Below are 12669 nucleotides of genomic sequence, written 5' to 3' on the forward strand. Positions count from 1 at the left end.
AACCCGTGCAGGAAGGGTAAGATGGGGAAGCCAAACACATTGGTTAATAACATAAGGAATGGGATGGATAGAATGAAAAAAATGCTTGGTACAACATTGGTTGGCATCATGGCAGTCAGTGCAGTTGCAGGCTGTAGTACAGATCAGGCAAATCCGAAGTCTGGAAATGCTGCAAAAACTAATGAGAAGCCGAAATTTTCGATGTCGATGGCGACAAGCGGTAATAAATATGCTGAAAAATCAGGTGATATTAATAAGGAAAAATGGGTCAACAAGCTTGAAGAGCTTGCCAAAGTCGATATCGATATTCGAATGATTCCCCTGAAGGATTTTGATCAAAAGATGTCGCTGATGTTTGCTTCCAACGATATTCCTGATGTGGTGCAAAATGTTGGGGGCGCTACAACAAAGGGAATGTCCGGTTCGATTGAAGCTGGTATTTTCATGCCTCTTGACGATTTGTTAAAGCAGTATGCTCCAACTATAATGAAAGCGGTACCAAAGGAAGCGTGGCAGGAAACAAGCTTCAATGGAAAAATTTATGGTATTCCATCCTGGTTATCCAATCCTTCGCGAAGAGGGCTGTTCATACGGGCTGATCTGCTAGCCAAAACCGGGCTGCCAGCACCGAAAACGGTCGATGACTTTTTGAATGTCATGAGGGCGATGAAAAAGGCAGGCGTGGAAAACCCTTATCAATTGCGGGAAAACTTCAAGTATGCAGATACTATTCTAGGAGCCTATGACGTGCTTCCGTCACAATTCGAAGTGCAGGGCGAGCAGGTAGTACCCAAGTTTTTTGATGTGGAGAATATGACGAAAGCGCTGCAAGCTTACAAAACGATGTTTGATGAAGGTCTCATTCCTAAAGACTTTGCTTCAATCAGCTCGACTGAATACGGTAAAAATATCGAAGCAGGCAAAGTTGGTATGTGGTCGGCCAATGCCCAAGGTTTAACCAACTATCGCAACAAGGCAGCATCTGCAGTGCCGGAAGCGAAGATCGAAATTATCCCTTCACCTCGTGGACCGGAAAATCGTGGTGGGCATGTGCTCTATTCGAGCATCAATACCTCCTACTATATCAACAATAAGGTTTCCAAGGAGAAGGCGATTGAAATCGTTAAATTCTTTGAATGGATGACGACGCCTGAAGCAGAAAAGTATTTTTCATTTGGGATCGAAGGCGAAACGTATACGATGGATAACGGCAAAATTAATTTCAAGCAGCCGACCACACCTGAGGCCATTGATGAGGATGGATTCCGCAGCATGTTCTGGTTCGTGCATGATACGATCTATAATAAAGCCAGAGAAGAGCTGACGCAGGACGGTCGTGACATGATGAAGTACATGGATACCGTGATTTCCAAGGAAGGTTTAGGTTCCCTGCGGTTTGTTCCATCGCTTGAAACGTACTCGCGTTATCCGGATGTCGCTCCTCTGGGTGACGATACAGGTCCGAAATTAATTATTGATCATATGGTTAAGATGATTTATGGCAAGGAGCCGATCTCGGATTGGCCAAAAGTTGTTGAAGAATATAAGAGCAAGGGCGGCAATGAGATTTTGAAAGAAGCTACAGAGCGCTATAAAAAGAAAAATGGTGTGATCACTGCGGAGAATAGAGGCTAATACAGGCAAGGGGATGGCTTTGGTCATGGAGACGATTCGGAGAAACGAAGGAGGGATAAGCAATGGAAGTAAGCGGCCATACAGGAAGCCAGTTAAAGCTATGGTACGATAAAGCGGCAAAAACCTGGACAGAGGCGCTGCCAATCGGTAATGGACGATTGGGTGGCATGATTTTCGGGACAACGGCTAACGAAAAAATCCAGCTTAATGAGGATACGATCTGGTACGGCGGACCGAAGGATGCGGATAATTCCGATGCCCAAGCCTACCTTCCGGAAATTCGCGAGATGCTCATGGATGGCAGGCAGCAGGATGCGGAGCATTTGAGCCGAATGGCGCTAATGTCGGGGCCCAAGTATTATCATCCGTATGTACCTGCTGGAGATTTGTGTCTGTGGTTTCTGGATCATAATCGGCCTACAGAAGGATATATCCGTGAGCTGGATTTGGAAACAGCTATTGTACAGGTGAGCTACAGCATGGACGGTGCTCATTACAGGCGGGAATATTTCAGCAGTGCAGTTGATCAGGTTATCGTTGTGCGACTGGAAAGTGAGCTCCCGCGGGGGCTCACTTTCAGCGCTAATCTGATGAGGCGTCCTTATGATGCAGGGAGCCATGCGTTTGGTGATGATACAGTTGTGATGCAGGGCGAATGCGGGAAGGATGGTATTGCTTTCTCTTGTGTGGTTAAGGCGATACCGGAGGGAGGAAGCGTAAAAACCATCGGTGATTTCGTATCGATTGAGCAGGCTGACGCTGTGACGCTGCTCATTGCGGTCGAATCAACCTTTCGATCAGCGAATCCGGAGGATATTTGTTTGCAGCGGCTGGATGCCGCGGCTGCCAAAGGTTATGAAGAATTAAAACGCGGGCATATTACCGAATACGCTGACAAGTTTAACCGTGTATCGATCCGATTGACTGGCGAAGAGCTGGATGCGGAGCAAGAGCAGACGCTGCTGCTGCCAACGGATAGCAGGCTTGAACGAGTCAAGCAAGGTGGTGCCGATCAAGGACTTATCGAGATCTTTTTCCAATATGGCCGTTATTTGCTCATATCCTGCTCGCGCCCGGACAGTCTGGCTGCCAATTTGCAAGGAATTTGGAACGACAGCTACAGCCCGCCGTGGGAATCGAAATACACGATTAATATTAATACGGAAATGAATTATTGGCCTGCTGAGGTTTGTGGTTTGCCTGAATGTCATCAGCCGCTCTTCGATCTGATCGAGCGAATGCGACCAAACGGGAGAAAGACTGCCAAGGAGCTTTATGGCTGCCGCGGATTCGTCGCTCATCATAACACCAACCTGTGGGGGGAAACACGGCTTGAGGGTATTCTCGTCTCTTCCTCTATATGGCCGCTTGGAGCCGCCTGGCTTTCGCTGCACCTGTGGGAACATTACCGTTATGGGCTGGATGAGGTATTCCTTGCTGAACAGGCTTATCCTGTCATGAAGGAAGCGGCAGAATTCCTGCTTGACTATATGGTTGAGGATGCACAGGGGCGGTTGATTACAGGACCGTCCATTTCGCCGGAAAATAAATTTATTTTACCGAGCGGTGTGCAGGGGAATCTATGTATGGGTCCAGCGATGGACATGCAACTGGTGTATACCTTGTTTACCGCATGTATGGAAGCAGGGAAGGTAACTAGCGATAGTGACGCAGTGTTCCGTCTTCAACTGGAAGAGGCAATCGCCAGGCTGCCCCGTCCGCAAATCGGCAAACACGGCCAAATTATGGAATGGCTTGAGGATTACGACGAGGCCGAACCCGGGCATCGGCATATTTCACAACTGTTTGCTTTGCATCCGGGTGAAATGATCGACAAGCATCGAACACCGCAGCTTGCTGAGGGAGCTAGAAGGACGCTTGAAAGACGCTTGGCAAGCGGTGGTGGGCATACAGGCTGGAGCCGTGCCTGGATCATCAACTTCTGGGCGCGGTTAGGTGACGGTGACAGTGCTTATGATCACATTTCCAAGCTGCTGGCGACTTCTACGTACCCGAACTTGTTTGATTGTCACCCGCCATTTCAAATCGACGGAAATTTTGGCGGAACTGCCGGGATTGCGGAGCTGCTGCTTCAATCGCATGGCAATGTTCTTGAGTTGCTGCCTGCACTACCTGCGGCTTGGCCGGAGGGCGAAATAACAGGCCTGCGGGCAAGAGGAGTCTTCGGCATCGATATTCGCTGGCAGGAAGGACGAGTCCAGCATGCGGTCATCCGAGCGGGTCGATCCGGCTCATGTCGCATTCGAATGAAACAGCCCAGCTTGATCTGTCGTGAGGACGGCACGGATGTCCCTTACGTGCTGGAAGATGGGATTGCCGAATTTGCTTGTGAAGCTGGGGCTGTATATTGCGTGCTGCCGATGTAAGGCAGCTGACAGCTGTCGGATGAAAGTCAGTTTTGCTTCGCAAAACGTAGCAGATGCTTACCACGCTAGTTTTGCGAAGCAAGCTTTTAAGGGAAGTAAATAATGGAAGTTATTGTAGGTTAGTCGGATTGGCATCGTAAAAAAACACAAAACAGATGCAAGTTTCTCCATAGCTTGTGTCTTTGGGTTGCAGTATGCTGAGGTCATGTCAGCTGGGGCTCTATTGTACCTGTCGTCTATACGTAGTAAACTCGAATGGAGTTTTTACGAATTCATAAGCATGAAAGGTGGAGGCTTACAGGATGAGATTGCTAATTGTGGACGATGAACCTATCATTCGCAGCGGACTGGTGAAAATGGCTCAGATTTACACACACAAGTTCGCCCAAATAGAAACAGCGGACAATGGTCAACATGCGCTGCAACGCATCGCTTGCTCAGAGCCAGATCTGCTGCTTACCGATATCCGCATGCCCAAAATGGACGGCTTGGAGCTGTGCCGGCAGGTGAACGAAGCATACCCGCATATCCTGAAAGTAGTCGTATCGGGGTACAGTGATTTTGATTATGCACAAAAATGTTTGTCCTACGGTGTTAAGCATTATTTGTTAAAACCGGTTACACCTCCTGATTTACATGAAGTATTCGATGTGATTATGAAAAGCCGCACACAGGGCTATATGGTCGTTTCCCGCTATGTGGATTGGATCGAACGGGTCGAGCAAAGCATCTGGTCTCTGCAGGAGGATGAAATCGCAAGACTGATGGTAGAGTGGAGAGAGCACTGCTCGCATTTGTCTGCGCAACAGCTGAAGGAACAACTGCATGATGTGGCTGTGTTGCTGCACAAATATTTTCAAGAGAAAAACCGCCCGTTGGGCTCCAATTTATTGTCTGATTATGCGGCAACGTCCAAAGCAGATTTATTTCTTGAATTCGAAGGACGCCTGCAAGTGGTTATGAACGATCTGCTGACTGCGCGTCGCGGCAATTACAAGGATCCGATGGAGGAAGCGAAGGCTTATATCGATAATCATTTGTCTGTGGAAATCTCCTTAAAAGAAGTGGCCGACATGGTGGGCATTACGCCAACCTATTTTAGCTCGCTGTTCAAAAAAGTAAGCGGTGAAACGTTCGTCAGCTACCGGATTCATAAAAGAATGGAAAAGGCACGCGAGCTGCTATCGATCCCCCATATGCGTACGGTCGATGTCGCCGCGGAGGTCGGATATGAGGATTATCCTCATTTTACGAAAACGTTCAAGAAAATTTCCGGTGTTTCGCCTTCGGAATACCGCAGTCTGTTGGGAATCAAATGAAAAATTTCAACTTGTACCAGAAGCTGTTTCTATCGTACCTGATCGTCATTCTCATCTCCTTAACCAGTGTAGGGGTCTTTACTTACCGGACCTCCTCCAATGAGCTGGATCAACTGGTGGAGAATCAATTATCCCAGGTGGTCGGCAATGCGGTACATCATACCGATTTGTATATTCGCACTTACGAGCGTTCGATGGTGTCGCTGCTCAACAGCAATGACGTGAAGCGCTTTATCGATCTTCCTACAGGAGAAAAGGGCTTTCCTTACTATGAAATTCGCAAGCTGATCAAAGAGCTGTTGATCGAGCCGGTGTTTATTCGCAACCCGGAAATTGCCAATATTTTTATGATCAGCTTTCATGATAATGCGATGTATTTTTATAACGATTCGAGTGGTGAATCGTTTGACAGTGAGCAAGTCAAGCAGCAGCTTGAGTTTTTTAAACAAAATACCGAGGAAGGCAGCTTGAGTGTGCTGAATCACAGTATTTTGTCGGATCAGAAAAATCTGATGCTCACGCTTGTTCGGCGTATACGCGGCCTTACCGCTACGGAGCCCAAAGGTATTCTTGCGATCGAATTGCGCGCGGCTGAGCTTTCCGAGCTGTGGAAGGGGATTGATCTGGGAAGCCATGGGTATTTTTTCATTGCCGATGATAAAGGGAAGTACGTCTACCACCCCGATAAAAACCGAATTGGTACGGAGCTGCCCGTTGAAATAAGGGACGAGGTTTTCCATGCGGGTGATAAGGCATTTACGGCTGTTATTGATAATCAAGCACAAATGTTCATGAGCCGCCGTTCCAATTATGGGAATTGGCGGCTGGTCGTTTCCATGTCCGTAGAAGAGCTGCGTAAGCCGACAGATACGATTCGCACCACAACTATAGTCGTTGGCTGCTTTACGCTGGGGATTGCTTTGTGGTTGGCTTTTCGCTTCGGAAAATCGATCACGGGGCCTATACGCACTCTGAAGGCAGCCATGCGCCAGACGGAGAAAGGGAACTGGGTGACCATCCCGCTCCCTGAGCACCGTGACGAAATTGTGGAGCTGATGAGTCGCTACAATTTGATGGTCAACCGGCTCTCGGAGCTGGTGGACAAGGTATATCAAGCCGAGCTTAGCGACCGGGAGAGTCGGATGGAGCGGCAGAAAGCCGAGCTGCAGTCTTTGCAGCTGCAGATCAATCCGCACTTTTTGTACAATACGCTGGAAACGATTGTTTGTTATGCGGTGATCAGAGACTCCAAGGAAATATCCGAAATTGTTAAGGCGCTCGCCTATATGCTGCGTTATTCGGTGCAAACCAATCTGGAGGAAATTACGGTTGCTAATGAATTAAAGCATGTGCTGTATTTTCTAATGGTGCTCAGGCATCGAATCGGTCGTGAATTTGAGGTGGATGTGGCGATTCATCCGGACTATTTACTACGCAGTATGGTGCGGCTCACACTGCAGCCTCTTGTGGAAAATGCGTTTCAGCACGCGTTCCCCGATGGTGTGGAGGATTATCATTATATTCGGATCGATGCCGGAGAAGATGATGATATATTCTGGCTCAGTGTGGAGGACAATGGGGCTGGTATTAAGGAAGAGCGCCTTGCCGAGGTGCGGGAGAAGCTGGGTGCCAATCGGCTTGCTGATAATGAAGAGGGCTCATCCCAAGGTATTGGCGGGATTGGCATAGTGAATGTTCATCGCCGAATTCAAATGGTGTTCGGTGAACAATATGGCTTGAAAATCGAGAGTGAGGTTGATCAGGGGACGAAGCTGCTCATGATTATGCCTGCAAGCAAACCTGGTAAATAAGTGGAAAAGAGGAGAACATGCAATGGCGAAACAAGAGGATTTAATGGATAATGCCGAAGGGTCTGAGCAACTGAATATCGAGCAATTGGAAGCCATAGATGCAGACCATGACGCCAGAATGGCCTGGTGGCGGGAGGCAAGAGTCGGGCTGTTTATTCATTGGGGCTTGTACTCACTTCCGGCAGGAGTCTGGAAAGGTAAGGAAGTTCCCGCTTCTTATGCCGAGCATTTGATGCTCAGGGCACGTATTCCGGTAAGTGAATATGAGCAAATCGCGACGGAGTTTCACGCCGAACACTTTGATGCGAAGGAATGGGTCCGAGCAGCCAAGCTGGCCGGGTTGGAGTATTTGATTTTTACAGCCAAGCATCATGAAGGCTTTGCGATGTATGACTCGGACGTATCGGATTACAATATTGTGAAGAAAACGCCTTTTGCCCGTGACCCGCTCCGTGAGCTGGCGGATGCCTGCCGCGAAGAGGGGATTAAGCTGTGCATCTACTATTCACACTCCATGGATTGGCATCATCCGGATTCACAGGGGAATACATGGGATTACCCTCATAATATTGGCGCTTATGATGATGTAGCCTCCTGGATCAACGATGAGGATAAGCGAACTCGCTACGAGCATTATTTGCACACTTCGGCGCTGCCTCAGGTTAAGGAACTGCTGGAGAAGTATGGTCCTGTCGGACTGCTCTGGTTCGATTGTGGCCATAAGCTAACGGCTGAGCAGGGAGCCGCTTTCGTCAAGCAGGTGCGCGAGGTACAACCGGATTGCCTTATCAATCGGCGGGTTTGGATGGACCCCTATGGAGACTACGGCAATACGTCGGATAACCAACCGCATGTGAGAGTTCCACGCAAGGATTGGGAATCGATTGCTACGCTGAACGATTCCTGGGGGTATAAAGTTGCCGATCATAATTGGAAAACGGCAGATGTCGTATTGCGGCAAATGATAGATGTGCTCAGCTTAAACGGCAATTTTGTGATCAATGTTGGACCGATGGGGAATGGAGCGTTTGATCCCAAGTCTGTCGAGCTGCTGGAGCAGATCGGTCATTGGATGCAAACGAACGGCGAAGCTGTGCATGGCACTCGTCAAAGCCCGATCGGTAAGCCGCCTTGGGGCAGATGCACGATAAAGGATGGCATTCTCTACCTTCATATCTTCGAATGGCCAACCAATGGGAAGCTGCTGGTTCCGGGTCTGCGTAATCCAGTGCTCAAAGCTTACGCGCTCGCTGACAAAGACCGTTCAGCTCTGCCTGTCACTCGCATAAGTGAAGAGGATATCGTGATCGAGGTGCCGATCAGCGCGACAGCATCGACGATTCCGGTATTGGCAATAGAATTCACGGGCGAGTGTGATACCAATCCGGTACGTTTGCTGTATACGGCCGATTATCCGAACAACTTCGGCGCGTTTGATGCCGATATTGAGGGACCCACAGTACGCTATGATACAGGGAAGAAGGACCACGATAATCTGATCAACTGGACCAGTCTGGAGGACGAGGCATCCTGGACCTTCCGTGCTAACGGACCTGATCGCCTGCAAGCTGTTCTGGAATACGGGGCAGCAGCAGACGTGGACGGGGGTTCCTATGAGCTTTCAGTGATCTCGAAGCGTTCAGGTGAAACGGTATCACGAATAACTCAGACGGTGAAGGCTACCGGAGACGGGTACGAATTCGCAGCCTTCCCTGTAGGCCATCTAAGCCTTCCCGAGGCGGGTGATTATGTGCTAAGGCTTAAGGCCTTGAGTTTGCCAAACGGAGCATTCATATGCTTGAAAAAGATCGTTTTGGAACGTGGATAAACAAACAGGATAAGTCAGAGCATCCGCAAGTTGGGATAATCTGGCTTTTTTCGTGTATCTACTGAAGTCGATCGTAAAAAAACACATGTGCGCTTTAAGTTACTCCATGGTTGGGTATTCATAGCCATAGTATGATAAATGCATCAAACAACATTACCCCCGCTTCAAGAGAAAGGAGAGATCATATGGCTTCAAAAACGGATACTTCCGGACAAACCCTATACACGTTCGCTTCGAAAAAGGCGAAGCGCGCGTTTGTTGTTAAGCATTGGCCCTTGTATGTAATTTCGATACCAGGACTTGTGTATTTTATCCTCTTTAAGTATGTACCGCTGTTGGGCTCGACGATCGCTTTTCAAGACTACAACATTTTCAAAGGAATCACCAACAGTCCATGGGTCGGACTGGCCCATTTTGAGCGGATGTTTGCTTATGACGAATTTCTGATCATCTTAAAAAACACGCTGTTAATTGGCTTGTACGATCTTGTCTTTGCGTTTCCGATCCCGATTATACTGGCCGTCCTGCTGAACGAAATTCGCATTAATGGTTATAAGCGGGTGCTGCAAACGGTTATTTACATGCCGCATTTTCTTTCCTGGGTTATCGTTGGAGGCATTCTGATTGGTCTTCTATCCCCGACAACAGGAATCGTGAATCATATTCTGGGGATATTCAACATTGAACCGATTTACTTCCTGGGTGAAAATAGCTACATTCGCAGTATTTTGATAGGATCGGGTGTTTGGAAGGATAGCGGCTGGGGAACGATTATTTATTTGGCAGCGATTGCCGGTATTAATCCTGACTTGTATGAAGCGGCTGAGCTCGACGGCGCAGGCAGGTTCCGCCAGGTGATGTCAATAACAATTCCATCCATTCTGCCTACGATCATGATTTTGTTCCTGCTGCATATGGGCAGATTTATGGATTTTGGCTTTGAGCGTGTGTTCGTCTTTATTAACTCGCTTAACAGCGAGAATGGAGAGATTCTGGACACGTATGTGTATCGAGCAGGCTTGATAGATCGTCAGTACAGCTACACAACGGCGATTGGTTTATTCAAATCCGTAATTGGTCTCGTGCTCATCGTACTGGGTAACACACTAAGTAAAAAAGCGACCGGAGACGGCCTGTACTAACTAATTATTTAACTAACATATCTTCGGTCAAAGGGGTGAGAGGCGTGATTCTGACAAAAGGGCAGCGTGCGTTCCAGATGTTCAACAACATCATGCTGTTTGTGATCGGGCTCGCCATGGTACTACCGATTCTACATGTGATTGCGCAGTCGTTCAGTAATGCCGTAGCGATCAACAGCGGGGACGTTGGACTATGGCCAATAGGCTTCACATTGGAGAACTACCATATGATTGTAAAGGATCCTTCAATCTGGTTAGCTTTCCGCAACAGCGTCATTGTTACCGTATTCGGTACATTAATCAATCTGGCAGCAACAGCAAGCCTGGCTTACCCGTTGTCTCGTCCAGAGTACATTTATAGAAAAATGGCACTTGTTATCGTGCTCATCACGATGATTTTTCATGCACCACTAATTCCTAATTACTTGCTGCTCAAAAATTTGAACATGCTGAATACGCTGTGGGTATTAATGATCCCTGGGGCGATTAGTGCATACAATCTGTTCGTTATGCGATCCTTTTTCGTTAATTTACCGACAGAGCTGCTGGAATCGGCAAAGATGGACGGCTGTGGGGAATTCCGAATGATCTGGAGCATCGTGCTTCCTTTGTCCAAGCCGGTTATGGCAACGATGGGGATTATGTACGCGGTCGCCAACTGGAATATGTACTCGCAGGCAATTTACTATATCGACAAACGTTCACTAATCCTTCTGCAAGTACGGCTGCGGGAGATCGTGATCACAGACAACATGGGTGCGTCGGATGTTACTTCGGAAATGATGCAATTTGTGTCACCAGAAGGATTGAAAATGGCGGTTATCGTCATTGCGACAATCCCGATTATGCTGGTGTATCCGTTCCTGCAAAAGCATTTTATTAAAGGAATGATGGTAGGATCGATTAAGTCGTAAATGCCTGAGGAAAGACCAAGGCAAGTTCAAGGCTTTAAAAAAAGAGAGGGTTGATGCGATATGAAAAAAACATGGGGTGTTATTCTGGTTTCCGCGCTTGCTGCAGGTTCTTTGGCTGGCTGTGGGGATGCGTCTAAAGACAATAAGCAAGGCGGACAAGCCAGTGCTGATACGAAGCCGGTCAAATTTTCGCTATCACTGCCGGTTACAACCAATGCTGGATATCAAGGAACAGTGACAGACTGGGAAAATAACAAGCTGGTGAAAAAGCTGGAGGAACTGACTAACACAGACCTCTCCGTGCGTATTCTCGAAGATTCCAAAATGGGTATTATGTTCGCTGGTAATGATATTCCCGACGTGGTAGGCAGTATCGGCACACCAACCGGTAAATCCATGTCAGGCTCGGTGGAAGCCGGCGTCTTTATGCCGCTTGACGATTTATTGAAGCAGTATGCTCCCAACTTGATGAAAAAGGTGCCCAAGGCGGCATGGGATGCAGTTTCCTACGATGGCAAGATTTATGCGATCCCCGATTATTTGAGCAATCCGTCCAGACGTGGGACTTATATCCGTACGGATCTTTTAGAGAAAACAGGTATGAAAGCTCCACAAACTGTTGATGAATTTCTGGATGTTCTGCGTGCCTTTAAAAAGGCAGGTGTAGAAAATCCTTATCAAATGCGTGAAAATTTCAAATACGCCGATACGTTCCTGGGCGCGTTTGATGTACTACCATACAAGGATCAATTTGAAGTTGTAAATGGACAGGTACAGCCGAAGTTCTTTGACGTCGAGAATATGCAGAAAGCGCTGCAAACCTACAAAACGATGTTTGATGAGGGCTTGATCCCGAAGGATTTTGCAACCATTTCGTCCTCTGATTATTCCAAAAATATTAACAGCGGTAAATCCGGCTCTTGGTCCTCCAATGGAGCAGGCTTGATCTCGTTCCGAACCGCTATTGCCCAGGCCAATCCGGCTGCCAAAGTGGATATTATCTCCTCTCCAAAAGGACCAGAAGGTAAATCCGGCTATTTCTACTATACCCCGGTTGTCCGTTCCTTCTATGTGAATGCCAAGGTGGATAAAGATAAAGCAGCGAAAATTATTAAATTTTATGACTGGATGGCATCAGCTGAAGCTGAGAAGTTTTTCACTTTCGGTATAGAGGGACAAAATTACACAGTCGATAACGGTAAAATCAACTATAAAATTCCAACCAGCAAAGAGGAGCAGGAAGAAGAGAGCTTCCGTGCAGGTACGTTGTGGATGGGGCAGGATGCGACATTGAACCCGCCGCGTAAGCGTCTGGAATTGGATCAAAACGGTAAGGATCAGCTAGCTGTCTTCGATAATGTACTGGATAAGGAAGGCTTGCCCGGTATCGGATTTTATCCGGATCTAGCAACTTTCAGCAAATATCCGGATCTTGCTTCGCCACAGCCTGATGTTGGACCGAAGCTGATCATCGACCATATGATCAAAATGATCTATGGCAAAGAACCGATTAGTGACTGGCCTAAAGTTATAGAAGAGTACAAAACCAAGGGTGGCAATGACATTCTTAAAGAAGCCAACGAACGTTATACGAAAAAGATCGGTGTGCTGGATATTAAAAAGTAAACGGGTG

General features: G+C 47.7%; 8 protein-coding genes. All 8 read left to right on the forward strand.

Annotation, left to right across the window (positions count from 1 at the left end):
- Positions 1-72: 72 nt before the first annotated feature.
- The 8 genes from OB236_RS18355 to OB236_RS18390 all read left to right on the forward strand — a co-directional run bounded on the left by OB236_RS18355 (position 73) and on the right by OB236_RS18390 (position 12662).
- Positions 73-1635 carry a type 2 periplasmic-binding domain-containing protein gene (locus tag OB236_RS18355; RefSeq protein WP_262685312.1) on the forward strand — a complete coding sequence of 521 codons (1563 nt, stop codon included), beginning with the start codon at positions 73-75 and terminating at the stop codon, positions 1633-1635.
- 62 nt (positions 1636-1697) lie between these two features.
- On the forward strand, positions 1698-4022 hold the full coding sequence (locus OB236_RS18360) for a glycoside hydrolase family 95 protein (RefSeq protein ID WP_262685313.1): 2325 nt from the start codon (positions 1698-1700) through the stop codon (positions 4020-4022).
- A gap of 302 nt (positions 4023-4324) precedes the next feature.
- Complete coding sequence (locus OB236_RS18365) at positions 4325-5341, forward strand: response regulator (protein WP_262685314.1); 1017 nt, start codon at positions 4325-4327, stop codon at positions 5339-5341.
- Complete coding sequence (locus tag OB236_RS18370) at positions 5338-7152, forward strand: cache domain-containing sensor histidine kinase (RefSeq protein ID WP_262685315.1); 1815 nt, start codon at positions 5338-5340, stop codon at positions 7150-7152. The genes OB236_RS18365 and OB236_RS18370 overlap by 4 nt, the downstream gene beginning before the upstream one ends.
- Positions 7153-7174: 22 nt before the next feature.
- Entirely contained in the window at positions 7175-8980 is a 1806-nt protein-coding gene (locus tag OB236_RS18375; protein ID WP_262685316.1) for an alpha-L-fucosidase, read from the forward strand.
- Between the two features lie 185 nt (positions 8981-9165).
- Positions 9166-10122 (forward strand): ABC transporter permease, encoded by a 957-nt coding sequence (locus OB236_RS18380; protein WP_262685317.1) that lies wholly within the window; start codon positions 9166-9168, stop codon positions 10120-10122.
- 77 nt (positions 10123-10199) lie between these two features.
- On the forward strand, positions 10200-11036 hold the full coding sequence (locus OB236_RS18385; RefSeq protein ID WP_076234056.1) for a carbohydrate ABC transporter permease: 837 nt from the start codon (positions 10200-10202) through the stop codon (positions 11034-11036).
- A gap of 60 nt (positions 11037-11096) precedes the next feature.
- Positions 11097-12662: a type 2 periplasmic-binding domain-containing protein gene (locus OB236_RS18390; protein WP_076234055.1), complete on the forward strand. Its 1566-nt coding sequence runs from the start codon at positions 11097-11099 to the stop codon at positions 12660-12662.
- The last annotated feature ends 7 nt before the right edge of the window (positions 12663-12669 follow it).

This window comes from Paenibacillus baimaensis (assembly GCF_025567575.1).